At 48.7% G+C, this 24291-nt stretch carries 23 protein-coding genes and 1 tRNA gene; 14 read left to right on the top strand and 10 right to left on the bottom strand.

Going from position 1 to position 24291, the window contains the following annotated elements:
* Positions 1–496 precede the first annotated feature (496 nt).
* From SC206_RS07630 to SC206_RS07605, 6 genes are all read left to right on the top strand, one after another.
* The gene (locus tag SC206_RS07630; protein WP_332735760.1) at positions 497–1474 is read left to right on the top strand and encodes a TIM barrel protein; all 978 of its coding nucleotides are present in this window, start codon (positions 497–499) and stop codon (positions 1472–1474) included.
* A gap of 132 nt (positions 1475–1606) precedes the next feature.
* On the top strand, positions 1607–2650 hold the full coding sequence (locus tag SC206_RS07625) for a sugar ABC transporter substrate-binding protein (RefSeq protein ID WP_332735758.1): 1044 nt from the start codon (positions 1607–1609) through the stop codon (positions 2648–2650).
* 64 nt (positions 2651–2714) lie between these two features.
* The gene (locus tag SC206_RS07620) at positions 2715–4217 is read left to right on the top strand and encodes a sugar ABC transporter ATP-binding protein (protein WP_332735756.1); all 1503 of its coding nucleotides are present in this window, start codon (positions 2715–2717) and stop codon (positions 4215–4217) included.
* Positions 4218–4275: 58 nt separating this feature from the next.
* Positions 4276–5247 carry an ABC transporter permease gene (locus SC206_RS07615; RefSeq protein WP_332735754.1) on the top strand — a complete coding sequence of 324 codons (972 nt, stop codon included), beginning with the start codon at positions 4276–4278 and terminating at the stop codon, positions 5245–5247.
* Positions 5247–6104, top strand: a complete 858-nt coding sequence (locus SC206_RS07610) for a MurR/RpiR family transcriptional regulator (protein WP_332735752.1) — start codon at positions 5247–5249, stop codon at positions 6102–6104. Before SC206_RS07615 ends, SC206_RS07610 begins: the two co-directional genes overlap by 1 nt.
* A 1-nt stretch (position 6105) precedes the next feature.
* The gene (locus SC206_RS07605; protein ID WP_332735750.1) at positions 6106–6969 is read left to right on the top strand and encodes a ribokinase; all 864 of its coding nucleotides are present in this window, start codon (positions 6106–6108) and stop codon (positions 6967–6969) included.
* 139 nt (positions 6970–7108) lie between these two features.
* Here SC206_RS07605 and SC206_RS07600 read toward each other — a convergent pair whose 3' ends face one another.
* From SC206_RS07600 to cho, 7 genes are all read right to left on the bottom strand, one after another.
* The gene (locus tag SC206_RS07600) at positions 7109–7957 is read right to left on the bottom strand and encodes a fumarylacetoacetate hydrolase family protein (protein ID WP_332735748.1); all 849 of its coding nucleotides are present in this window, start codon (positions 7955–7957) and stop codon (positions 7109–7111) included.
* A 264-nt stretch (positions 7958–8221) separates the two neighbouring features.
* Complete coding sequence (locus SC206_RS07595; protein WP_332735746.1) at positions 8222–8614, bottom strand: winged helix-turn-helix domain-containing protein; 393 nt, start codon at positions 8612–8614, stop codon at positions 8222–8224.
* 382 nt (positions 8615–8996) lie between these two features.
* The gene (locus tag SC206_RS07590) at positions 8997–10778 is read right to left on the bottom strand and encodes an ABC transporter permease subunit (RefSeq protein ID WP_332735744.1); all 1782 of its coding nucleotides are present in this window, start codon (positions 10776–10778) and stop codon (positions 8997–8999) included.
* Entirely contained in the window at positions 10778–12310 is a 1533-nt protein-coding gene (locus SC206_RS07585; RefSeq protein ID WP_332735742.1) for an ABC transporter substrate-binding protein, read from the bottom strand. The genes SC206_RS07590 and SC206_RS07585 overlap by 1 nt, the downstream gene beginning before the upstream one ends.
* A gap of 49 nt (positions 12311–12359) precedes the next feature.
* Complete coding sequence (locus tag SC206_RS07580) at positions 12360–13169, bottom strand: ABC transporter ATP-binding protein (RefSeq protein WP_332735740.1); 810 nt, start codon at positions 13167–13169, stop codon at positions 12360–12362.
* Complete coding sequence (locus tag SC206_RS07575; protein ID WP_332735739.1) at positions 13166–13966, bottom strand: ABC transporter ATP-binding protein; 801 nt, start codon at positions 13964–13966, stop codon at positions 13166–13168. Before SC206_RS07575 ends, SC206_RS07580 begins: the two co-directional genes overlap by 4 nt.
* Before the next feature lie 177 nt (positions 13967–14143).
* Positions 14144–14986 carry an excinuclease Cho gene (cho, locus tag SC206_RS07570; RefSeq protein ID WP_332735738.1) on the bottom strand — a complete coding sequence of 281 codons (843 nt, stop codon included), beginning with the start codon at positions 14984–14986 and terminating at the stop codon, positions 14144–14146.
* Positions 14987–15216: 230 nt separating this feature from the next.
* Between cho and SC206_RS07565 the strand changes: the two genes are divergently transcribed.
* The 5 genes from SC206_RS07565 (at position 15217) to SC206_RS07545 (ending at position 19283) form a co-directional block, all read left to right on the top strand.
* On the top strand, positions 15217–15996 hold the full coding sequence (locus SC206_RS07565) for a pirin family protein (RefSeq protein ID WP_332735737.1): 780 nt from the start codon (positions 15217–15219) through the stop codon (positions 15994–15996).
* Positions 15997–16159: 163 nt separating this feature from the next.
* The gene (locus tag SC206_RS07560; protein ID WP_332735736.1) at positions 16160–17068 is read left to right on the top strand and encodes an SDR family oxidoreductase; all 909 of its coding nucleotides are present in this window, start codon (positions 16160–16162) and stop codon (positions 17066–17068) included.
* Between the two features lie 537 nt (positions 17069–17605).
* On the top strand, positions 17606–17998 hold the full coding sequence (locus tag SC206_RS07555) for a helix-turn-helix domain-containing protein (protein WP_332735734.1): 393 nt from the start codon (positions 17606–17608) through the stop codon (positions 17996–17998).
* A 413-nt stretch (positions 17999–18411) separates the two neighbouring features.
* Complete coding sequence (locus SC206_RS07550; protein ID WP_332735732.1) at positions 18412–18717, top strand: hypothetical protein; 306 nt, start codon at positions 18412–18414, stop codon at positions 18715–18717.
* Positions 18718–19028: 311 nt separating this feature from the next.
* Positions 19029–19283: a biofilm development regulator YmgB/AriR family protein gene (locus tag SC206_RS07545; RefSeq protein WP_332735730.1), complete on the top strand. Its 255-nt coding sequence runs from the start codon at positions 19029–19031 to the stop codon at positions 19281–19283.
* Between the two features lie 231 nt (positions 19284–19514).
* Here the strand turns inward: SC206_RS07545 and SC206_RS07540 are convergent.
* Together SC206_RS07540 and SC206_RS07535 are read right to left on the bottom strand one after the other, a co-directional pair.
* Positions 19515–19590 (bottom strand) — tRNA-Phe (locus SC206_RS07540).
* Between the two features lie 137 nt (positions 19591–19727).
* On the bottom strand, positions 19728–20627 hold the full coding sequence (locus tag SC206_RS07535; protein ID WP_332735728.1) for a LysR family transcriptional regulator: 900 nt from the start codon (positions 20625–20627) through the stop codon (positions 19728–19730).
* A gap of 107 nt (positions 20628–20734) precedes the next feature.
* Between SC206_RS07535 and SC206_RS07530 the strand changes: the two genes are divergently transcribed.
* From SC206_RS07530 to SC206_RS07520, 3 genes are all read left to right on the top strand, one after another.
* On the top strand, positions 20735–21814 hold the full coding sequence (locus tag SC206_RS07530; protein WP_332735726.1) for a tartrate dehydrogenase: 1080 nt from the start codon (positions 20735–20737) through the stop codon (positions 21812–21814).
* A 218-nt stretch (positions 21815–22032) separates the two neighbouring features.
* Complete coding sequence (locus tag SC206_RS07525; RefSeq protein WP_332735724.1) at positions 22033–22650, top strand: phosphatase PAP2 family protein; 618 nt, start codon at positions 22033–22035, stop codon at positions 22648–22650.
* Between the two features lie 222 nt (positions 22651–22872).
* Positions 22873–23622 (top strand): DUF3053 domain-containing protein, encoded by a 750-nt coding sequence (locus tag SC206_RS07520; protein WP_332735722.1) that lies wholly within the window; start codon positions 22873–22875, stop codon positions 23620–23622.
* Between the two features lie 38 nt (positions 23623–23660).
* On the opposite strand, the gene SC206_RS07515 is transcribed toward SC206_RS07520, so the two are convergent.
* The gene (locus tag SC206_RS07515) at positions 23661–24014 is read right to left on the bottom strand and encodes a helix-turn-helix domain-containing protein (RefSeq protein ID WP_332735720.1); all 354 of its coding nucleotides are present in this window, start codon (positions 24012–24014) and stop codon (positions 23661–23663) included.
* Positions 24015–24291: the final 277 nt, after the last annotated feature.

The raw sequence follows: 24291 nt of genomic DNA, 5'->3' as shown, positions 1-24291 counted from the left end.
ATAAAAACGCTGAAGTTTTTTTCATCAATAGTATGAAAAATAGCGTTTTATTTATTTCCTTAAACGCTAACAGGTTAATCGTTATACATTGCGGCAACAAAATGTGAATTAAACGAACCAACGTGCCTGGTAGTAAACCAATAAAGCGCAGCCTTGCTACTCCAGTAATGCTCCAATGAGCCTATTTACCCTCAAAACTTCACAAATTTTATTAAATCAGTAAAAAAATCGTGAGGCGTACAGCTTTCTCCTTTTTCCAACTTTCCCTCATCCTTTGCCTTTAGCTGTCAAAAGTGATCGTCATCACATGTCATAACTCAGGCCAAAACCCCCTTCTTCCCTCAACATAATCAAGATTTGTGAAAGCCGTCTCAAATCTGCTATTTGAATATTTTTTAAGCTTGTGTAAATGAAGTCGCCGCTCAATAATCCAACCACTTTACAAATAAACGTAAAGTTGGAAAGTAAATCACGGTCAATTCATAAAGGAAGACACATGTCTGAACTAAAATTTGCTACACGTCTGAACTCATTTGCCTCGGGGGCACACCTGTATTGGCCGGAGCTGAAAGGTAAGCCCTCCACATTACAAATGATTGAACGTGCGTCGACCGTTAAAGGCCTGACTCATCTTGATTTGAATTACCCTCAGCACATCAGCATGGATATCAAAGACATGCGTCAACGTATCGAAGACGTGGGTTTGGCCGTCAACGGTATGCAAATGCGTTGGGATGCCCCTGAATTCAAAATCGGTGCCTTTACCAACCCCAATCCTGAAATTCGCCGTAAAGCGATTGAACTGACCAAACGCGGTATTGATGCCGGTCGTGAGTTTGGTTCCAACTTAATGACGCTGTGGATGGGTCAAGACGGTTTTGATTACTGCTTCCAGGCTGATTACAAAAAGATTTGGGAAGATGCTGTCAGCGCCGTGCGTGAAGTTGCCGAATATGCGCCAGATGTCGATGTCAGCATTGAATATAAACCTAACGAGCCGCGCGCTTTTGCCATCTTTCCGAACGTAACGACCTGCCTGCTGGCGGTTGAAGAAGCCGGTTGCCCGAATCTTGGCATCACGCTCGACTTCGCCCACGTACTTTACGCCAACGAAATTCCGGCCTACGCCGCTGCAATGGTTTCGCGCCGCTCTCGCCTGCTCGGCCTCGACTGCAATGACGGCTGGGGAAAACGTGACGACGGTTTAATGGTCGCGTCGGTTAATCCGAAAGCTACGCTCGAATTCTTGTGGCAGATGAAACGCGATGGATATCAGGGCGCTTACTACTTCGATACCTTCCCGGACGCTAGCGGCCTCGACCCTGTTCGTGAAGCAGAAGCGAATATTGCGACCGTCACTCGCCTGCTGAAGCTGTGCGACAAACTGGATGACAATGCTGAGCTACACGCCGCTATCAGCCAGCAAGACGCCGTCGCGTCACAGCTGATTATCAATGACATCCTGTTTTCCTGATAACAGCTTCTTTCCTAATAAAGAGTTTATTAAGCACCTTATTTCTAACGTATTTCATTAAGCATTTGATCAGGCATTTTAAAAACAACAATCAGGCTTCCCGATACCCTACAAAAATTAAGAGGATAGAACATGAAGAAGCTGCTTTTACTGGCTATTGCCTCCGCCCTGCTCAGCACCAGCGTTTATGCCGCAGAATTGGCGCCCCTGCAATCCGACACTGAACCAGACAGAACCGACTGGACCCAGCTCGATACAAAATACGGTCCGATTCCAAAGGCTGATGCCAAACTGAAAATCGGTGGCGTTTCCAAAACGCTGACGAATGAATACTGGCGTTCGCTCGGACAGGGTTACAAAAACGTTGCCGATAAAGACGGTTTCACCCTCGCCTATCAGGCCGCCGCCAACGAAGACGATCAGCTGGGTCAGCTCTCTATCGCCGAGACGTTGATTGCACAAGGTTTTAACGGCCTGCTGGTTTCACCTCAGACCGATGCCAACCTGCAACCTGCTTATGAAGTGGCGCAGAGCAAAGGGATCGCCGTGGTAAACGTCAATGACGCCGTGATGCCAAATGCCGCGCATTACGTCGGCAATGTTCAGAAAGACAACGGCGTTCGCGTCGCCAAATGGTTTATCGAACACTATCCAAACGGCGGCAGCGTCGCGATTATCGAAGGCCAGCCGGGCGTTTACGCAGCCGGTCAGCGTACCAAAGGTTTCCGCGAAACGATTTCTGCCAACAGCAAATTTAAAGTCGTGGCGAGTATTCCAGCCAACTGGAGCCGCGAAAAAGCCTATGACGCCGCATCGACAATTTTGCAGCAATATCCTAATTTGATTGGTTTCTATGCCAATAACGACGGCATGGCGCTCGGCGTGGTCGAAGCCGTACGTTCAGCGGGTAAAAGCAAACAAACTGCCGTGTTTGGCACCGACGGTATTTCCGATGCCTACGCGTCAATTAAACGCGGCGAGCTGACCGGCACTGTCGACAGTTTCCCTGTGCTGACGGGTGAAGTCGCGATGGACGTCCTGCTGCGCCTGATTAACGGCCAGAAAATTTCCCGCGTCGTTTCCACCCCACAGGCCTTGATTACTAAAGATAATGCCGACGCATTCTCGACCAAAGACAACGCCAAGCTGCGCCAGCTTCTCGATCAGCAGAAATAACCTTTCAATCGCTGTTTTAGAAACATAAAGAGCTTTTGGAAATACAGAGGGTAACGGAGAGGCTATGGAAAACTATCGTTTAAGCATGCAGGGAATTACCAAGATTTACGGCAGCGTCGCGGCTATCGAAGGGGTGAATTTCACGGTCGTCAGTGGTGAAGTTCACGCGCTAATCGGTGAAAACGGTGCAGGTAAATCAACGCTGCTAAACATTCTGTCGGGCGTTCGCGAAGCTAACGCGGGTGAGATCAAAGTAGATGGCAATGTCGTCAAAATGAAGAATCCGCTGTCGGCACGCCATGCAGGCATCGCGATGATCCATCAGGAATTGCAGCACGTCCCTGAACTCTCCGTTGCACAAAATATGTTTTTAGGTCGCCCGTTAACCAAATACAAGGGGCTATTTGTTAATAAGAAAGCCCAGTTGGCGCGCGCCGTGACGATTTTAAAAACGCTGGATCCGTCGATTAATCCTGACGAGCCAATCAAAAATTTAAAAGTCGCGCAGCAGCAGATCGTCGAGATTGCCCGTGCGCTGCTGGATGACGCCAAAATCATTGCGATGGATGAGCCGACCTCCAGCCTGACGCCTACCGAATTCGATCGACTGGCCGAGCTGATCGCCGATTTGAAATCAATGAACGTGGCGATCATTTACGTCTCACACAAAATGAACGAGATCTTCCGGATCTGCGATCGCGCTACGATTATGCGCGACGGTCGTCAGGTTGGCGTCGTGAATATTAAAGACGAAACCGAAGAGACTATCGTATCGAAAATGATCGGCCGTAAACTCGAAAAGGTTCAGCATCAGTCGTTTATTACGGATAAAGAGATCCTGCGCGTCGAAGGCCTGGGTCGCGGCGACGACGTACTGCCCGCCACCTTTACCGTGCGTGCCGGAGAAGTATTAGGCATCGCGGGTTTAGTCGGGTCGGGCCGTACCGAATTATTAAAGCTGATCGCCGGCATCGACAACAAAACCAGCGGCACGATTTATGTTAACGGCCAGCACATTCACAATCTCAATGTCTCAACGGCAATCAAAGCCGGAATTGGATTAGTGCCGGAAGACCGCAAGAAAGAAGGCATTATTAAACAGCGTTCCGTCGCCGTAAATATGGCGCTGCCGAAAATGGGTAAATATACCCGCAACGGCATGATCAACAAATCTCGACTGGATGCTTCGGCTTTACAGATAATGACCGATTTACGTTTACGTCCTCTGGATACTGAAAAACATATCGGTTTATTAAGCGGCGGTAATCAGCAGAAAGTTATTATTGGCCGCTGGATAGCCGCAGAAACCCAAGTATTTTTATTTGATGAGCCAACACGGGGAATTGATATTGGCGCCAAATCAGAAATTTATAATCTGATTGAAAAACTCGCCAAAGAAGGTAAAGCAATAGTTGTCGTGTCGTCAGAAATGCAGGAAATAATGCGTATCTCTGACCGCGTATTAGTTATGCGAGAAGGAAAGATCGCAGCTGAATTAACCGGTGACGATATTAGCGAAGAAAATATCGCGCAATACGCCATTAATGAAGTATTTAATAAAAAATAACCCTGCTGGTAGCGGCCACTAAATTACTGGCCGCTACACACTGAAAAGAGGCTGACACATGAATACTCAAGGAAAAACCATGCCTGCTTTGCGCACTTCCACGCTCTTTAAATTCAATCTTCGTGATACAGGCACGCTGATTGGCTTAATTATTATTGTCTGCACGTTTTCCGCCTTGTCGCCGGTATTCTTTACCGTGCCGAACTTGCTGAATATCCTGCAACAGTCTTCTATTAACGCCGCGATAGCGTTGGGCATGACGCTGGTGATTATTTCGGGCGGTATCGACCTGTCGGTCGGTTCGACGGCGGCGCTTTCCGCCATCTTTGGCGCAACGCTGATGGTCGCGGGCGTGCCGGTTCCACTGGCTATTTTAGGTACGCTCGGCATTGGCGCAGTCTGCGGACTGTTCAGCGGCGTGCTGGTTGCCTATGCGGGCCTGCAACCGTTCATCGTCACGCTCGGCGCACTTTCACTGTTCCGTGCTCTGGCGCTGATCACCACCGGCGGCAGCCCGATTTTCGGCATTCCGCTGGAATTCCGTAGCGCCATTACCGGCACCTTATTTGGTATTCCCTGCCCGATTATTATTGTGGTCGTTATTGCGATTGCAGCCTGGGTATTAATGAATAAAACACCGTTGGGCGAATATATTCTCGCGGTGGGCGGCAATGAAGAAGCGGCGCGCGTGGCGGGTGTGCCGGTCAAAAGAACCAAAGTCACAGTCTATGTTATTTCTGGCGTATTAGCAGCGTTGGCCTCGCTTATCCTGATTGGTCGCCTTGGTGCGGCAGAGCCAACCCTGGGTAATTTATGGGAGCTGGATGCCATTGCCGCCGCGGCGATTGGCGGCACCTCATTAATGGGCGGTAAAGGCAGTATTATCGGGACAATTATCGGCGCCATTATTTTGGGCTCATTACGTACCGGCCTCACGTTAATGAATATTCAAGCCTTTTATCAATTGCTTGCCACAGGTCTCATCATTATTATAGCGATGCTGATTGACCGCGCGACACGAGGTAAGTAATGAAACAAGACCTGCGAGCCATAGGTGCTCAAATTAGAATGAGGTTGCCACAACTCACGCCGTTGGAAAGAAAAGTAGTCGAGTCAATTACGTCCAAAAATGATTTTTCAGAGCAAACGTCATTAAAAGAAGTCGCCGCAGAGAATGCGGTGTCCGAAGCGATGATTGTTAAGCTGGCAAAGAAATTGAATTTCACCGGCTTTCGGGAATTCAGGACGAGTTTGACTTATTACAATAATTCCGATGTCGCCAATCTTCATTCTGAAATTGGGCCAGATGACTCGTCGGAAGAATTACTTGAAAAAGTTTTTCGCACCTCAATTCAGGCAATAGAAGAAACAAAGGCTATTCTCGACATTTCCGAATTTAATCGGGCGGCCGATATTGTTTTTAAAGCCAGACATATCGACTTATATGGCGTGGGCGGGTCGGCGTCGGTAGCGCGTGATTTATCACACAAGCTGCTCAAAATCGGTATTAAAGCCATGGTGCATGATGACGCACATATCATGATGATGTCGGCCGCGATTTTAAATGACGATGATGTTGCGATCGCCATCAGCCATTCGGGGATGACCCGAACGGTGGTTGACCCGATTAGGCTGGCGGCCAGAAACGGTGCCAAAGTCATCGCCATCACCAACTATGCCGAGTCGACGCTGGCGAAAGAGGCGCACGTGGTGCTGAATTCGACCTCGCAAGGATCCCATTTATTAGGTGAAAACGCGGCGTCACGCATCGCCCAGCTCAATATTCTGGATGCTCTCTTCGTTGCTATCGCTAAAAAAGACCTGAAAAAAGCTGCGCTAAATTTGAACAAAACTCAACAGGCCGTTAAAAACTTAAGAGAGTACTAATATGAGCAAGCTCCTCGTGGTCGGCAGTCTGCATTACGATATTATGGTGGCCGCGCACCACCGTCCTGAGAAAGGTGAAACGGTTATCGGCAGTGGATGTTCCTACAAGTTCGGCGGCAAAGGCGGAAACCAGGCTGTATCTGCCGCTCAGGCAGGCATTGAAGTCGTTTTTTCGGGCGCAGTCGGCGATGACGACCACGGGAAATGGTTGCTCGAAATTCTTAATAATCATTCGGTTGATACTGCCCACGTCGAGGTTATCCGTGGCGTGGCGTCGGGTATGAGCGTCGCCATAACCGATGCCGAAGGGGATTACGGCGCCGTGGTACTTTCCAACGCCAATACCCAGATTAACAGCAGTCAGTTTGCCAACGATGCGCTCTGGGAAAACGTGGGCATGGTATTACTGCAAAATGAGCTGCCAGAACAGATTAATTTATACACCGCCACCGAAGCTAAAAAGCGCGGTATTCGCGTGTGTATTAACGCGGCTCCGGCCAAAACGCTGTCGCCCGAGCTGATAAACCTTATCGATCTCCTAGTCGTTAACGGGGTTGAAGCGCGGGATATGTCGGGTATTACGGTCAACAGTTTGCAGAATGCCGCCGAGGCTGCACAGGCTCTCAGCCAGTTATATTCGACGGTAGTAGTAACTGCGGGAGAAATGGGCGTGGCGTATGCCGATAATAACGGAGAATCGAACACGCTCGAGGCTGAAAAAATAGAATTAGTCAGCACTCACGGAGCGGGAGACTGCTTTATGGGGATGCTTTGCGCGTCGATATTAAAAGGTGAAAACTTGGGTGTCAGTGTAAATAATGCCAATAAAGCGGCAGCTTTACATGTCTCAAAAAAAGCGGATTAGTCAGCGTTAGCTAAAAAATAGATAAAGCTTTTAACTGTTCAAAATGACCAATATAGACAAATGAAACCCCCTCACGATTATCACGGAGGAAATCTCATTATGTCTTTCATTCCACAGCGTTATTTAATAAATAATTCTATTAAAGAACTTGTGAAACAATTTGGTTGGTCAGCGTACCGATGCCGCCAATAGTCACTTCAATAACGTCGCCGCTTTTCATAAACAGCGGTGGCGTTCTTTTCTTACCCACGCCGCCCGGTGAACCGGTAATAATAACGTCGCCCGGAGAAAGTGGGCTGAAGCGGGAAATATATTCGATAATATCGGCCACGGAGTGGATCATATTGCCGGTCGTGTCATTCTGCACGCGCATACCGTTCAGGAACGTTTCGATTGGCAGAGCTTGAGGATCGCTAATTTCGTCGCGTGTGACTAACCATGGCCCGAAACCGCCGGTCTGACGCCAGTTTTTACCCGCGGTAAACCAGGTGTGCTGCATGTCGCGCACGGTGGCATCCATGAAGCAGCTATATCCTGCGATATAATCCAGCGCATTTTCTTTCTTTACTGCGCTGGCGTAGCGGCCGATAACCACGGCAAGTTCACCTTCGTAATCAAACTCGTCACTGCTTGCAGGCTTGATAAGATTATCTTTATGGGCGCTAAAAGTATCAGGAAAACGAATAAATAAAGTGGGTGCGTTATTGTTTTCTTCGAACTCTTTTCTTTTATCGGAGTAGTTCATCCCTACGCAAAATATTTTGCCTGGATTTTCAATAACCGGAAGAAAAACAATATCATCTACTGCGTAGTCGACAGGTAAACCGGCCAACTCTTGCAGGATAGGCAGCGCGTTATCATTTAATAGCGATTGCAGCGTGGAATACTGGTCGGCAAAACGTTTACCTGCGTCAATTACGCCTTGTTCAGTAACAATACCGTAAGACTTTTCATCTGACTGCGGGCGATAAAAACTTGCTAATTTCATACAATTCCTTAGATCAAACTCATAAGCAGCCGCTGTGCAAAGCCGCTTATTCGATCTGTTAATTCAGCTAAAATGACCACCTGGCGTTAAAATCACAGGATGGCAAACGAGCAAATTGCTTCAGCACATCATGCGGGCGCAATTTTCGCACAGACCCAATGATAATGCACAGTGAAACTGAAGATTATCCGCAGATTATTAGCTAAATTAATAAGGAAATACTTATTTTTGTTAACAATCTATTTCAGCGCAGCGCAGGGGCGACTAAAAGTGCGCAAAAAACCTCTTTACTGTCTGCCATAATCCACCAGCATGAGCGAGATTATCCGTTTCCGTAATAATAAAGTCTGAATTTACCTTATAACCAAGACGAGGCACCGTAATAATCAGATTCTCAAGATGAAAGCGTTTCAGATCCTTCCTTAACGTGTAGATCTTTTGATTAATAGCGGGCGAAAAATCGAACAGCGCGGCCTTTCCCCATATCGTCTCAATAAGTAAACTTTTATTAACGGGTTGCTGCCGCCCATTGGTGATAATTAACTCAAACAGCTTTCCCTGGGAGTAAGTTAACCGTAAGTTTTCTCCCGTCTTGTCACAGAGAGTATGCTTTTCCTGGCAGTAATAAAGATTATCCGTGATGTTAAACCTTTTCATCCCTTTACCTTTTTAATTATTTTAATTTAAAGTGAAAATAAACCTTTAATTTCACTTAGTGTCGTACCGTGGTGTGTTACCCTGAACGTTACTCCAACGAAAAATCAAATATTGCGATCTAAATCAATGAGTTATGTTAAGTTAAAAAAATGATCAGAATAAATGACTCTTTCAAGATATAAATAATCACTCTATTTTTCACGTACTTAAAAAATGAAATTATAAATTAACATTTGCGTTTATCCTTAAAGCACTCACCAAATTTCATATTAAACCAAATATATTTATTAGAATAACGACTTAGGATTAACTCTCTTATTTAAAATTATTCTAAATAAAAGAGCCAATCCCGATCCCTCTGCTTATTAATCATTATGTCTAACTATTTATTTTTAATGGAAGAGAGGTTTCCTACACTAACTGCAAGAATAGACAGTAGCGCTAAAGCCGCTGCCGGTGCTGCTACCCCCCAGTAGGATCGCTCAATATAAGGCATTCCTTCGGCCAGCACCCTTCCCCATTCAGGCGTAGGCGGCGCGGCACCCAAACCCAAAAATCCAAGTGATGCCAGCGCCAGCGCCATTCCCGGCAATCGCAACATAGCATGGCGAAAAAGAGGTCCCATCAAGGCGGGCAGAAAATAGGCTAAAGTTTGTCTTAGTGGGCTAACGCCTAATAAAGGTAAGACTTTGATATAAGGCCGAGCCTTTATCTCAGCCAAAAGGCTCGCCGTGTGCGCGGCTAGCGGCGCCCAACTCACGGCGATTACGGCCAACGCAGCGCCCGCCTCGGTCGGGCCATTAACCGCCGCAACCAGCAAACCGGCAATAACCGGCGGCATCGCGTTGGTCACCTCAATCAGGCCGTTGAGCCAACGCGGAAAAATGCCGACCACAATACCTATCGCCAAACACGCCAACGAAACGATAAAAGCCAGTAAACAGGTATTCCATGTGCCGTGAGCGACTCTCGCCAGCAGGTCGCGCCCCATTGCATCCGCGCCAAATGGCAGCATGAATGAGGGAGATTGCAAACGAGTAAACGCTGAGGCAAAAGGATCTCGCCACAGTCCAGCGAGAACCAGCGCGACTAATAAAAGAAGCGATAACAAGGGGATAAGCCGAACCCCTCGGCGCTGAACCGACTGTGTTGCAGGCAAAGGCATCGATCCGGCGTTAAGCGCGGGCCCAAGAATAAGCAATCGGCAGAGATGAGCCGCGCCCGCCAGCAGCATGGCTAACAGCAGGAGAATCAAAATTCCTGCCTGCAAGGCAGGGAGATCCTGCGCCGCCGCCGCGCCTAGCGTTGCGCGCCCCAACCCCGGGATCGCAAAAACTTTTTCTACCGCGATTGCCCCACCCGTTAACGAAACCAGCACCATGCCCACTAACGGCATCACGCTCGGTAAAGTACGTTTAAGAACCGCGACAGCAAGGTGGCGGCGGTTTATGCCGACGGCGCTCCAGGTGGTTATCCAGCTTTCGCTAAACGTAGCGGCAAGCGCGTCGCTGATAATCCTTCCGAGATAGCCGCCCGCGGGAATGCCTAAAGCAAGCGAGGGCAACACGGCGTAATGCCAGCCTTGCCAGCCGTAAGGCGGAAACCAGCGTAGAAATATCGCGCCGATTATCAGCAGGAATGACGCGAGTAAAAACTCCGGTAACGCGGTAAATATTGCAGCAAACAGCCCGGCAGGTTTACGCGTTTTCCCGCGTAAACCGCTGATAAATATAGGACTGCAAAGCATGGCGCACAACACGATTGCTACCAGCGCGGCGGACGCCATGAGAGTCAGGGAAACGGCCGTTGCCTGTAACATGGCGGGTAAAACGGCCTTGCCTGAAACCCAGGAGTTGCCCGCATCACCCTGCAAAAGGCCGCCGAGCCAATCAATTAACAGCGCAAAAGGCCCTTGTTCAAGCCCCAACGTTTGGCGAATTGCGTTGAGCGTTTCCGCCGTTGCTTCCTGCTCGCCAGAACGGGCGCGTAATAGCGCCAGCGCCGGATCGCCTCCGGATAACCACGGCAGCACGCCAATCAGCGCGATCACTATCAATAAAGTCACAGCCCGTGAAATCAGCGGAATCAGCCCTTTCAGTCGGGCGTTTTGACTGACCTTGGCGCAGGTTCGACAGAGATTTATGCAAAATAACGATCCGCTCATCAGTCCGCTACATTCCCTGTTTTTTCATTCACAGTAGCAAAATAGGTGTCGCTGCCAATCAGCGTGCGTTCCCGCGGATCGCGTAACACGCCGCGCACGCTGTCACTTTCGCCCTGAATCACCCGTTCGTGCAGCATTGGAATGGCGGCATCGGTGGCTAAAATCAGGTTTTCGGCCTGCATAATCGCCACGCGCCTTTTTTCACCCGCAGGAATGGCGGCGACCTGCTGCAGGGCGCGGTCTATTTCTGGACGGCAAAGCTGAGAAATATTAAAGGAACCCTCGCAAGAAAAGTCGCTATAAAGGTAGGCCACCGGATCGCCCGAATCCAGCACCGTCGCGCGCGAGAGAATAAAGGCGTCGAATTTACCCGCCAAAGCATCGGCTTCAATCTGCGAATATTCGCGCACCACCTGCTTGACGGTAAATCCCGCCGCCGTTAATTGCTGGGCCAAATAAACCGCCACCTCGGGCAGCTCGGCGCGATCGCTAAAGGTCGCCAGCGTTATCACGGCACCTTGCGGATCTTTTGGTCGCGCAGGATTTGCCACCGGCTGACGCAACGCTGCGGCCCACGGCAGCGCGGGGCCAAGCAGCCCTTTTGCCACGTCGGCGCGTTTTTCGTAGACGTTATCCACCAACTGCTGGCGATTAATCGCCTCGCGCACCGCCGCGCGCAGCTCGGGATCCTGCATTACGCCCCGTTTCGTGTTGAGATAAAGCGTGTTAGTGCGCGGCATGGGCACCTCGTGGACTCGGGCGGGATCAAGCAACGGCGCCTGCGACACGGGAATGGCTTCAACGACATCGGCGGAATCGGTACGCAGCGCCGCGGCGCGTGCGGTGCCATCGGGCACAAAGCTGACGTCAATGCCTGCGAGCTTGGCTTTATTGCCCCAATAACCGTCGAAGCGCTCCAATGTCGCGCCGCTGGTGCCGTTTACGCTTCTTAAAACAAAGGGCCCGCTGCCGCTGTTAATCGGATTGACCACGCCGTTTGCCTGATAGGCGCCGGCTGCCAGAATCGCCAGCTGCGGGCTGGATAAACGCTGTGGCAAGAGAGGATCGGGCCGCGCCGTGGTGATCAGCACGCCGTTTTCCCCGTCAGTTTTCACCTCGAGCTTAACACCGTCGAGAATGCGCGGCTTTGGCGAAGCATGGGCCGCGACCTCTAATGAATTCACCACGCTCGCCGGCGTTAACGCGCTGCCGTCATGAAAACGGACATTGGGCCGCAGCTCAAAACGCCAGCTGTTGCTATCAATTTGCTGCCACGTTGTTGCCAGCGCAGGCTTGGCTTCACCGAGTTTATCCAGCACCACCAAGGTTTCCGCCGTGCTCCAACGCGAAAGTTTAAACGCATCGTCGCTGAGCGGCGTCAGGGCTGATCGCGGCGGTTGCAGCATCGCCAAACGCAGGCGGTTTTGCCTATTATCTGCCGTTGTTTGCGCCGGTTCGTTAAAGCATCCCGCCAGTAAAAACAGCGCCGTCAAGAGTCCGGCACAGGGCCAGAGTGGCATACGGAAACTCATCTTATTTCCCTTTAATTTAATGGATCAGCAAATGAACTGTGATTGCGTGTTAATAAAAATCGACTGCAGGAATAGCCTGTAGCAGGTCGCGAGTGTGTGAATGCTGCGGCGAAGAAAGGACTTTTGCGGTGGGACCCTGCTCGACGAAGCCGCCCTCGCTCATCACCAGGATGCGTTCACAAAGTCCGTTAATCATTGAAATGTCATGCGAAACCATTAACAGACCCATGCGATTTTCGCGGGTAATCTGCTGAAGCAGTGCTTTGATTTGGGCGCGTAAAGGCAGGTCGAGGCCGCTGACGGGTTCGTCGGCAAGCAGAAATGCGGGACGAACAATCAGTGCGCGGGCGATCGCAACCCGCTGAGCCTGCCCGCCAGAAAGCGTGGCCGCCGTGCGTGTGAGCAGCTGAGGCGATAACGCAACCTGCTCCATGACGTCGGCAATACTTTTTGCAATATTCGCTTCAACGCCGAGGCAGCGGAGAGGTTCCGCGAGCAGCGCAGCAACGGTTTGACCCGGCGCAAGTGATGCCGCGGGATCTTGCATCACCACCTGCACTTTGCGGCGATACCAGCGAAGTGAGCGCACGCTTCCGGGCACGACGCTTTTTCCTTCACAGTAAATTTGGCCGCTGTCGGCGGCACTGAGCGCCAGCAAGGTATTGAGTAAGGTCGATTTTCCACAGCCTGAGACGCCGACTAAACCGACGGTTTCATCCCGACGAAGTGAGAGCGAGAGGTTTGAAAAAATAGTCCGCGCGTTGGCTGGCTGCCACGGAAAACGCCGTGAAGAATGCGTGCGGCAGAGATTTTCCAATTGGAGAAAAGGCGTGCTCACCTCATGAAGCATGGAATTCATACGGCGATCGCCTCGGTGCCACTTTTTGGCGTTTGCGCGGCGACAATCAGTTGGCGAGTATAAGGATGTTTCGGCTGCGTAATGAGCTGGCGCAGGGTGGCGGATTCCACCACGCGGCCGCTTTCCATCACGATTGCGCGATCGCAAAGCTGTGCGGCGACAGCAATATCGTGGGTAATAAACAGCAAAGCGGGCGCGTTTTTGGCCGCGCAAACCTGATGTAGCACCTCCAAAACTCGCCGCTGGGCGATGACGTCGAGCGCCGTGGTCGGCTCGTCGGCAACCAATAATTTGCTGTTGCCCATTAAAGCCAGCGCGATGCAGGCTCGCTGGCGCTGTCCACCCGATAATTGCGCCGGATAACGACGCATTAATTCTTCTAACGAGCCAAGTTCGACCTGCGCCAGCAGTGCATTTAGCGCCTCTTTATTTTTGTGGTTTTGGAGTAATAACAGCTGCTTGCCGACGGTCATCAGCGGATTTAACGCGCTCGAGCTATCTTGAAAAATGGCGGAAACACGGGCGAGCGACGAACGCTGAAGGGGATGCAAATTAGCAACGTCTTCTCCCATCACGCGTATCGAGCCAGTGATCACAGCATTGGCTGGCGAGGTGCCGATAACGGCTTTTGCGGTTAACGATTTTCCTGAGCCTGACGCGCCAAGCAGGCAAACTTTCTCGCCGGCGTGAAGTGTCAGGTTCAGATTATCAATCAGGATCTTTTCTTCAATACGCAGACAAAGCTGCGCGATTTCCAGCACTGTCTGCGGGTGAGATTGGGTATTACTGACGGCCATGCTGAATTAACTCGACAAATTTTGTTATGTAATAACATAACAAAACGTATCAAAGTAATGCAAATGAAACTTTTAGTTACTCACGCACGTTTTAGCTATTTGCCGACGATTTAGCTATTTGCCGACGATTAAGCTAATTGCCGACGATTTAGTCACTTGCTCAAAGAATTGAGCCAATCAGTCGAGCAGAGTAATGCTCAACGCTTTCTGTTTAAACACGTGCTGGCAGAGAATCTTGTAACTGTCGCGGTCAAAATGCGGCGGTGGAACCTGCACCTCTTTGGCCTCATCCAGCGTTTTGGCCGTGCCGAGATAAAACCAGTTATTCAGCACGTGATATTCGCGGCCAATTTCCGATTTTTCTTCAATGGCAATCCGGCCAGGATAAGGCCACGCGCGGATCCGCATCGCCTCCAGCGCCGTTTTCAAACGCTGCTGATGTTCCTCCAGCGTCTCTTTTTGGCAGCAAACGCCCGCGCAGCGACCCAAAGAAAATCGAAAACAGGCGCGTTTGGCGGTCAGTTTTTCCAATCCTAACGCGCCATAGCAAAGCCGTTCCTGATCGGCGATTTCACGTAATCTTTCGATGGCCGCAAACTTGGTCTTAAATAATCCGAATAGATCTTCAGCGGTGGAAAAATCCGTTTCATTACTGAATACAATGCCGGTGCCAGTATCGCTAACCCGCAATGAGCAGAGCTTGCGCGTCACGCGCAGCCGCTTATTAAACAGCGGGCGCTGGTCTTTAATCATTTGCGATTCAAGTAATAACGCGCCTATTTCCCCTACCGTTTCGATGTATTCGATATTGGTCGTCATGCGCAGTAACTTGGCTTCGGCGGCGGTTCTAAAATGCGACATTACGCGGCTGCGAATATTAATGCTTTTGCCGATATAAAGCGGGAATGTCTGATCCTGCCCGTAAAAAATATAGACCCCGCTGCAAGAAGGCAGCGTTTCAAGCGTGAAGCGAAGATGTTCAGGATACTGGTAAAGCAATGGCGAATTTTCGTTTGGCATAGTTGCTTATTTGGAATAGTTGCTTAATAGCGAGGCAGTTATCGAATGAAAATTAAACAGCCCGATATTACTGAATATTTATACAGCTATCAAGCGCGGAAAACGACGAACCTGCTCTTACTGAGGATCTTTATGAGGACTACGCCGTTATTTATTCGTCGTGAGCTATATTCGCGGTGAACTATGCTTTAGCTTATTTCCTGTTGCTTAATAACCTCTTGGAGATCGTCATGTTAAAGGTATTGCGTGCTGAACCTAAATCGACGTTTGAATATGGCCCTTTCAAAATTCGTCGAATGCGACCTGGAAAAATAGTTATTGATCAAGAAGCTAAACAAGGTCTTGAACAAGAATCTAAGCAAGCTGCTGAAAAAAATGATGACGCATTTGGGCCATTAAGCGTGATCGATCACGCTAATCTGCTAACCGGAACGCTGGTCAGCATGCACGAGCACGTTAATGACGAAATCCTGAGTTATGTGTGGCAGGGATCGATGGTGCATGAAGATTCAACGGGTAATCGTACGCCGCTCTCATCCAAGAGAATAATGATGATGAATGCCGGAAAAAGTTTTTGGCACGAAGAGTCGACGCCGATTGTAGCGGCTGAAATGCTGCAGATTTTTATTCGTCCGCGTCAGGCGAATCTTGAAGGCCGCGTACAGTTTTTTGATAGGCCTGACGGCATAAAAACCAAAGAGTGGACGCTGCTGGCCGCGCCGGAAGGTGAAAATGCGCCGCTGGAGATTAGGCAGGAAGTTTACGTTTACGACGTCAAACTCGAACACAAAGATTTGATTGAGATTCCGCAGCAGACGGGTTTTGCCCAATTTCTTTATGTGATGGACGGTGAAATCAGCGCAGAAAATAACGTGCTTTATAAAGGCGACGCAGTGTCTGGCGACGATCCTTTGCCCGAGATCGAATCAACCGGCAACTCAACGCTGCTCTGCTTTTTAGTCAAACTTGACGCCGAAGCGGTGAAGGACGGATCGATCAGCGGACTGTAGTGATAAGTGATGAGAGGGCAGTGACTGATAGTTTTGCTAAGGCCAATATTTAGCAGAATAGTCTTAAAACCCTCAAAAGTGTGATTTCGTGCACTAGGCTTTAGTTATGTAAATCACATTACATCAGCTTGCATCATCAACATAAAGACGAAAGGAGCGCACCATGAGTAACAAGCAAAGTTCCCCTAATTCGAATGTTTTGGGCAATGCGGCATCTTATCCTGCCCCACCTTTCAAACAGCAAGAACAATCTTGGCCGGGTCTAGCGAGCGAAATGTCTCCTCGACCGGATCATGGCGAAACGTCCTATAAAGGCAGCGGCAAACTTGCCGGACGAAAAGCGCTGATCACCGGCGGTGACTCGGGTATTGGTCGCGCGGTGGCGATTGCCTATGCCCGCGAAGGCGCAGACGTTGCTATCAACTATCTGCCTGCGGAAGAGTCCGACGCGAAAGAAGTGATTCAACTTATCGAAGCCGAAGGACGCAAGGCCGTGGCGATTCCGGGCGATATTACCAGCGAATCTTTCTGTAAAGAGCTGGTTAAAAAGGCGGCCGATCAGTTAGGCGGGCTGGACATTCTGGTCAATAACGCGGGTCGTCAGCAGTTCTGTGAATCCATCAAAGATTTAACCACCGAATCTTTTGACGCGACGTATAAAACCAACGTCTATGCCATGTTCTGGATAACCAAGGCGGCGGTTGAGTATCTGCCACGCGGCGCGTCAATCATTAACACCACCTCGGTTCAGGCTTATCAGCCGAGTGATATCCTGCTCGACTATGCCTCTACCAAGGCTTCCATTGCCGCGTTTACCAAAGCATTGGCGAAACAGCTGGGTCCAGACGGCATTCGTGTTAACGCCGTAGCGCCGGGTCCATACTGGACGGCATTGCAGGTCAGCGGCGGTCAGCCACAGAGCAAAATCGAGAAGTTTGGCGAAAGTGCGCCGCTGGAACGCCCAGGTCAGCCAGCGGAAATTGCCCCGCTTTATGTGACCTTCGCTTCATCCGATAACAGCTATGCATCGGGTCAGGTGTGGTGTTCAGACGGCGGTACCGGTACAGTCTAAATCGGCTTGCGTCGTCTCTGGGTAGTTTACACGCTGCCCACTCAAGCTCACCTTCGGGTGAGCTTTTTAATTTCAGCAATTTTCTTTGTTTGCTGAATACTCCACTGAATAACGGATCAATATTTTTACGAACAAAAATGTCCTTTATAATTATTTAGTAGAACTGATTAATTGCTTAACTTCCTACTTAACTCTCCACTTAAACCCTGCCAAAATAAACGCATTTTTTCGACCACTTTTAGCTCTATTCTATTCATAAACTATCTTAAATAGCCTTTTTTGATAATACCTCTGATTTCTGGAGAAAATAGGTTCATATTAAAAGAGGGGGTAAACTCATTTATCTAGAATTTGCCGCCTTTTTCCTCTTCCAATCACGCCATAGTGTTTAAATATTTTAAATTTTCAGACTGAAGTGTGATAGCAGAAGAAATTAATTATGCCTTGCGAGGTAAATTTCACACATCTTATTGTTAAGTTTATCTAATATTCACGTGTTTGAGATATTTAAGCCACGACAATCTAGAATTAGCCAATATGATGACTCCCGGCGAACGCATTAAATTGCGAAGAAAAGAGATGAAACTGACACAGCGCAACCTTGCTTTGGCTGTGAAGGTCTCCCACGTCACAATTTCGCAGTGGGAAAGCTCAGACACTACGCCCGGCGGTAAAAACCTCTTTGCTCTGGCCGATGCGCTAAAATGCTCACCAAACTGGATTTTATACGGCGACACTGAATATTCACCAACTCCAGCTTCATCGTTGGCGATGCCTCTTACCGAGCGCGAACTCGAACTGCTCCAACTTTTTGCCTACCTGCCTGAATCCGAGAAAGAACGTCACATGATCGACCTGAGAAATAAGGTTGATAATTTTAACCGGCTCTTTGCCGAGTTGTTACAGGCGCGAAACGATCTCAGAACGTAGTCTTTAATAGGCTAAAATTTAGCCTTGGTGGTTATTCTTAATTAAACTTCGCGAAAAAATAAAATTTCTCCCTCTATTTTTAACCACCTCATATTTAATAAAACTCAATATTCCACCCTGTTTCATACTAGCAACTCTAAAACAACACAGTATTGGTAAGTTAATTTAAAATAACACTTAATATATTAATTTAACTTAAATATAGTTTTGAAATTCTTTTTATCCATTTTCTCAAAATATTTACCTGTCGGTAATATAGCTAGCTTGTCAGGACTTTTACCTCTACTATCGCCGCTCTTTCTCGCTCGTTAAAAATTTTAAAATATTTATTTTCTTATTTGAGAAAGTAAACGCCGATCATTTCATTGATTAGTATTTTATCGTGCTCCACTTAAAATGAATGAATCAACTTAATGAAAAAACAGAGCGTTTTATTTATCGGAGGTCCCTTCAACGGAAATACTTCCTTAATTCCGTGGCCATGGTACGGAACAGGCCGCGTTATTAGACCGTGGGAAAATGAAGAGAAAGATAATTATCTTGCTGAAAAGGCAGAAGTTAATGAGTCAAACATTAATGAGGTAGATTCTGCGAGCGAATATATTACTCGCGAGTTTCACTTGGAAGGTAAAATTTATCTCATCGCCACGCGGCAAGATCAGCCGACCGACAGCATTAGCCAGTACATACGCGAACAGAATCACTCTCCTCTGGTGTGAGCCCCGCTTCACAGGCTGTAACGCGGCATTCCGTCAGCCTCAAGGACAAAAACTCAGGGACGAGAATCACGACTATAGTTAAAAGTGTGCGCTTTAAGCGTTAATTCCGCATTTTTTGCTCACCGCAATGTTGTACAATTTTGAACTTTTGTATAGCTTTACAGATATAACGCAGCTCTGTTCGAATAAAGACGCACCAGGCATTCTCATTCATAGGATGGGGACAGAGGATGTATTGTTCGATTCAGAGATTTAGTAGCTTTTACCGCTGCTCGACTATTTCGATGTATTGACAATGGGGTCCCAAGAAAATGTTTGATATGTCCTCTACCGATTTGAAGTTAGCTGACTACATACAGATTACTCACCCTGAGCTTCATTCTGATAATGAAGTTATCGCCGCCATTTGTAACGAGCTGAAGAAATATAAAGATTCGGTCAGCAATAAAGATATTATTCTTTGTCTGATCAGGAAGATAGAGTCTGAACAAGATGAGACTCAGCAAGATATTTATCTTCAGGCGCTGGAGCATATCGTCTACAGCACGCCTGATGACCTGGAATAACGGCGAGAAATTGCTCTAATCTATTCCAGCTTCAATCTATCCCTAAAACCTCGGCCGCCTTTCAGGCAGTCGGGGTTTTTGACTTTATGACGCGCTGTTTGGAGTGTTGGATATTGGTAGGATGGGATAGCCGTTCAGAACGGAGTTCTAATAAAGAGTTCGAACGGAGTTCGATGTAGAGTCCGTATCTCCAAAAGCAAAAAACCCGCCATAGGCGGGTTCTTCTAAATATGGTGCCCGGACTCGGAATCGAACCAAGGACACGGGGATTTTCAATCCCCTGCTCTACCGACTGAGCTATCCGGGCAACGCGGCGCATTAAACCGTATTGGCTCTCTGCCGTCAACGGCTTTTTATCCGTTTCGTCTGCCAACGTGTTCGAATGATGTTTTTTAAAGCAAAACCCTCTCAAAGTGGTGCTTTTACGCGCATTCAGCCAACTCCTCAGCTTTCCTGCTGCTCACTCAAACGCTGCTTAAGATAAGTAATAAAGACCTTTATTCGAGCAGGTACATGTTTGCGATAAGTATAAACAGCGTAGATATCTGCCGCCGGTGCCTGATAATCGGTCAGCACGGGAATAAGCGCGCCCTGTTGGAGGTCGGTTTTAATATCCCAGCGCGAACGCAAGATAATGCCATGTCCCTCGCGAGCATAATGCACCACGGTTTCACCATCATTACTCGAGAGAGAGCCGCTCACCTTTTGCACATATTCCCGGCCTTCGCGGGTGAATCGCCACAGCGAATAGTCACTTTCATATTGGCGCAGCACAATACAATTATGCTGCGCCAAATCCGTGACACTTTCGGGTATACCGTTTTTATCCAGATAAGCCTGCGACGCACAAACTACCCGCGAATTGGTCATTAGCTTTATCGCCACCAAACGCGAATCAGGCGGCTCGCCCACGCGTAAATCGATATCGACACTGCTATCGAGGAAATTAAGCGGCTGACTGGTTAACTGGAGGTCTATATCCAGCTCAGGATGCTGCCATTGAAACGCGGAAATAAGCGGCGCGATAAATCGACGGCCAAAACCAAAGGAGGCATTGATATTCAGTCGGCCCGTGAGCAGCGCCTGACTGTTGGAGACCACGCTTTCAAGTTCATCGAGCTGATGAATAATCGGCCGCGCGCCCTCGGCATAACGTTCCCCCTCGACGGTCAGATCCAGCCTGCGCGTCGTACGCAGCACCAGCTGCACCCCCAGGCGCTGTTCAAGCTGCGTTAAACGTTTACTCACCGCCGCCAGCGTAAGCCCCATTTCGCGGGCCACAGCGGTCAGGCTGCCAAGCCGGGCAATCAGCGCGAAGAATCTGAGATCGTCAAGTGAGGACATGATTATTCACTTTGAGTTAAGAATGCCTTAAATATTTAGCAAATTGTTGCTCGGCAGAGAAGCAAATACACTCAGGAGGTCGAAATAAATAATAAAAGGCCTACACGATGTCAGATAGAACACACAGAATTGCCGTGATTCCAGGTGATGGGATTGGTAAAGAAGTGATGCCGGAAGGGATCAAAGTGATGGATAAGATTGCCGCCAAGCATGATATTAAAATCGAATGGCAATGGTTCGATTTCGCCAGTGCCGATTACTATCTCGAACACGGTAAAATGTTGCCAGACGATTGGTATGAAACCTTAAAAAGCTTCGATGCGATCTATTTTGGCGCGGTGGGTTGGCCAGACGTGGTGCCGGATCATATTTCACTCTGGGGATCGCTGCTGCAATTCCGTCGCGAATTCGATCAGTACGTAAATCTTCGTCCGGTGCGTTTGATGCCTGGCGTAAAAGCGCCGCTGGCTAACCGTAAACCGGGTGATATCGACTTTTACGTGGTCCGCGAAAACACCGAAGGCGAATATTCTAGCGTCGGCGGGATTATGTTCCCTGATACTGAACGCGAAATCGTGATTCAGGAAACCGTGATGACCCGCACCGGTGTCGATCGTATTTTAAAATATGCTTTCGAGCTGGCGCAAAAAAGGCCTAAAAAACATCTGACCTCGGCCACAAAATCCAATGGCATCGCGATTACCATGCCTTATTGGGACAAACGGGTCGTGGAAATGGGCAAAAACTATCCAGAGGTTGACGTCGATAAATATCACATCGATATTTTAACTGCCAACTTCGTGCTGCATCCCGACTGGTTCGATGTCGTCGTCGCCAGCAACCTGTTTGGCGATATTCTTTCAGATTTGGGCCCGGCGTGTACCGGCACTATCGGCATCGCGCCGTCGGCAAATATCAACCCGGAAGGGCTGTTCCCAAGCCTGTTTGAGCCCGTACACGGCTCAGCGCCTGACATTGCGGGCAAAGGCATCGCCAACCCGATCGGCCAAATCTGGTGCGGCGCCATGATGCTCGAGCATTTAGGCTACGAACAGGCGGGTGCCGAAGTACTTCAGGCAATTGAAAAAGTATTAAGTCTGGGGCCTGAAAATGCGCCGCTGACCGGTGACCTCGGCGGAAAAGGCAACACGCGTTTGCTGGGTCAGGCCATCGCCGACGCATTGTAAAAGTTTTAATGGGCGCAACAGCTTAACAGCCTCTGCGCCCTCCTTATTCCAGCGGAATTTGTCTACTTTCTCTTTAATGACAATGCTTCCTAAATTACCCTGATTTTTACCCACGCTATTAAGACGATTAAACTTTCACTCCCGCTTACCCTGCTGGTAAACTCCCTGAAATTACTATTAATTCTCGTTTATAAAAAATTTAATTAAGGGGAATCCTATTGTCTTGGAATAGTTTGACTTATTTTGGCGACAGCATGTTATTGCTGCCGACAGGGATTATTATTGGCCTGTTTATGGCGTGGAAAGTCAGCGGGAAATTAACACCTGTTGCGTGGTTAATAACTTTTGGTATCGTCGGATTACTGGTTAGTGTTTCCAAGCTGTTGTTTCTTGCCTGGGGAATTGGCAGCGTCAGCTATAATTTCACCGGCTTCAGCGGACATACCACCATGTCGGCCACGGTTTGGCCGGTCTTATTGTGGCTGCTAAGTGGTGGCTATCATCGTAATGTGCATCGGGTGATGATAGCGATCGGCTATGTGATTCCAGTGATGGTCGGAATCAGCCGCGTGGTCATTGGTGCGCATTCCGTAAGCGAGGTGGTGACCGGGCTGATTATCGGCGTTACCGCCAGCACGCTGTTCCTGTTTACCCATCGTAGGAATAGTATTAGCGCTTTCACCGTGCCCCAATTGGTCATGATGCTAATCGTGCCGCTAATACTGGTCAGCACGGGTAAACAAGCCACGACACAAGGCATGATTGAACAGATTGCCGCTCATATTACGGGTCATCCTGCCTGGACCCGCGAACAGATGCTGAGCCAGATTTTATAAGCCAGTATCTTCTGCAAAGAAACGGCATCGCCCTCCCGGCGGCGGTGTCGTAAATTCAAGATTGCAGTCAATTCCCTTCATTTTCATCGACAAACTTCTCCACTCTTTTATCATTCCGCCTTAATTAATCACAGTAATTTGCCGTATTCAGTTTTTGCCTGAAGGGAAAGTTTTGCGCTAAGGTGAATAAGGACGTCGTGAGTCGAGAGGAGAATTAATGACATGCCGGAAATAATGATGTCGAAACCTGAAAGTCGCCAATATAAAAATACGCTATGGCCTTATTTTTTTATTCCCTGCCTTTTATTGCTAATAATTTTCACGCTCAGCGGCTGTGGCGATAATGAACAGACACAGCGAAAAGCCTTTATCGATTTTTTACAGACCCGCGTGCTGGCTAATGGTCGGCTAGACCTGCCCCAACTGAGTGAACAACAGAATAAAGCCTTCGGACATTATGTTAAGGATTATGCGGTTATCGCCCACTTTCATCAAAAAATGGCTACCGAGCTTAACTCTTCATTGGTGCCGGTTTTTACCAGCATGAACGCGCTGACGTCGGTAAATGCCCTGCTGGAGCAACGCAACGATTTGCAAATAATGGCCGACAAAAGCGCTCAATGGCAGAAAGATATCAACGCCATGCGCAGTCAGGCAGAGGCGCAGCGCGGCACATTAAAGCAGCCTCCCGATCTCGCTAAAGTGTACGATCAGGCCTATAACAAAGCCGTTTCACAGCCTGCAGACGTGGCTGAACAGCTGTTCACCCTGCTACCGCAAGTTTTGAAACTCATTGTTGTAAAGGCCGATTTTATCAAAGATCAGGGTAAGAAAGTCACTGTCACAGGCAACACGCTTCAATTTGCGAGCCAGGCGCAGCTGAATAAATATAACGCTATTCAGAAACAGCTGGTTCCGCTTAATGCGCAATTAATGGCGTTAAGCCGACAGATGCAACAGTTGATGCAGTAGGCCTGTCATTGACCCGTCCACGCTTTTTACTGACCAGATTAGTGGCAGGCGCGGGCGACAGATTGGCCGTTTTCAGCACGACGCCAATCGCCCGGCGTTTGCCCAAACTGGCGTTTGAAGCTGCGGGTAAACGACTGCTGAGAGTCGAAGCCAAGGGAGATTGCCACGCTGACGATGGTTTCGCCACTGCTTGCCAACATAGCGGCAGATTTTTTCATTTTTTGCGCACGAATATATTCGCCCATCGGCAGGCCGGTGTGCTCTTTAAACATACGTTGCAGGTGCCAGCGCGAATAGCCTGCACGTTCAGCCACGGTTTTAATATCCAATCGCTCTTCCAGATTGTGATCGATCCAGTCGATCAGATCGTGAATAAAATCTTCGGTTTTCATATCCGCTTTTCCCGTATGGTTTGTGCCCTCTCAACGAGCGCCTGTTATTAGGCTGACGCAGTTTTGCATAAAATGCAAGTTTTACTATTGCATTTAATCCATCGCAGTGTAAAAGTTACAGCTCTTCACAAATCTCCTTTTAACAATAGCACATAAAGTGCAACAATAATTCTTGCAGTTTATACGCGCGCTCCCTACAATCCCCTTCAGTTAGTGTATCAGTAATGGATACTTTATTGTGTCTATGATAGGCACAAGCCTCCCAAAAACTGCTCAG

It is taken from the genome of Rouxiella sp. T17 (assembly GCF_036663475.1).
In the GTDB taxonomy this organism is placed as follows: Bacteria; Pseudomonadota; Gammaproteobacteria; order Enterobacterales; family Enterobacteriaceae; genus Rouxiella.
This window is presented reverse-complemented; position numbering and strand designations above follow the sequence as displayed.

Coding starts and splice junctions, on each gene's coding strand:
- SC206_RS07630 (WP_332735760.1), top strand. CDS start 497: ATGTCTGAACTAAAATTTGCTACACGTCTGAACTCATTTGCCTCGGGG.
- SC206_RS07625 (WP_332735758.1), top strand. CDS start 1,607: ATGAAGAAGCTGCTTTTACTGGCTATTGCCTCCGCCCTGCTCAGCACC.
- SC206_RS07620 (WP_332735756.1), top strand. CDS start 2,715: ATGGAAAACTATCGTTTAAGCATGCAGGGAATTACCAAGATTTACGGC.
- SC206_RS07615 (WP_332735754.1), top strand. CDS start 4,276: ATGAATACTCAAGGAAAAACCATGCCTGCTTTGCGCACTTCCACGCTC.
- SC206_RS07610 (WP_332735752.1), top strand. CDS start 5,247: ATGAAACAAGACCTGCGAGCCATAGGTGCTCAAATTAGAATGAGGTTG.
- SC206_RS07605 (WP_332735750.1), top strand. CDS start 6,106: ATGAGCAAGCTCCTCGTGGTCGGCAGTCTGCATTACGATATTATGGTG.
- SC206_RS07600 (WP_332735748.1), bottom strand. CDS start 7,957: ATGAAATTAGCAAGTTTTTATCGCCCGCAGTCAGATGAAAAGTCTTAC.
- SC206_RS07595 (WP_332735746.1), bottom strand. CDS start 8,614: ATGAAAAGGTTTAACATCACGGATAATCTTTATTACTGCCAGGAAAAG.
- SC206_RS07590 (WP_332735744.1), bottom strand. CDS start 10,778: ATGAGCGGATCGTTATTTTGCATAAATCTCTGTCGAACCTGCGCCAAG.
- SC206_RS07585 (WP_332735742.1), bottom strand. CDS start 12,310: ATGAGTTTCCGTATGCCACTCTGGCCCTGTGCCGGACTCTTGACGGCG.
- SC206_RS07580 (WP_332735740.1), bottom strand. CDS start 13,169: ATGAATTCCATGCTTCATGAGGTGAGCACGCCTTTTCTCCAATTGGAA.
- SC206_RS07575 (WP_332735739.1), bottom strand. CDS start 13,966: ATGGCCGTCAGTAATACCCAATCTCACCCGCAGACAGTGCTGGAAATC.
- cho (WP_332735738.1), bottom strand. CDS start 14,986: ATGCCAAACGAAAATTCGCCATTGCTTTACCAGTATCCTGAACATCTT.
- SC206_RS07565 (WP_332735737.1), top strand. CDS start 15,217: ATGTTAAAGGTATTGCGTGCTGAACCTAAATCGACGTTTGAATATGGC.
- SC206_RS07560 (WP_332735736.1), top strand. CDS start 16,160: ATGAGTAACAAGCAAAGTTCCCCTAATTCGAATGTTTTGGGCAATGCG.
- SC206_RS07555 (WP_332735734.1), top strand. CDS start 17,606: ATGATGACTCCCGGCGAACGCATTAAATTGCGAAGAAAAGAGATGAAA.
- SC206_RS07550 (WP_332735732.1), top strand. CDS start 18,412: ATGAAAAAACAGAGCGTTTTATTTATCGGAGGTCCCTTCAACGGAAAT.
- SC206_RS07545 (WP_332735730.1), top strand. CDS start 19,029: ATGTTTGATATGTCCTCTACCGATTTGAAGTTAGCTGACTACATACAG.
- SC206_RS07535 (WP_332735728.1), bottom strand. CDS start 20,627: ATGTCCTCACTTGACGATCTCAGATTCTTCGCGCTGATTGCCCGGCTT.
- SC206_RS07530 (WP_332735726.1), top strand. CDS start 20,735: ATGTCAGATAGAACACACAGAATTGCCGTGATTCCAGGTGATGGGATT.
- SC206_RS07520 (WP_332735722.1), top strand. CDS start 22,873: ATGCCGGAAATAATGATGTCGAAACCTGAAAGTCGCCAATATAAAAAT.
- SC206_RS07515 (WP_332735720.1), bottom strand. CDS start 24,014: ATGAAAACCGAAGATTTTATTCACGATCTGATCGACTGGATCGATCAC.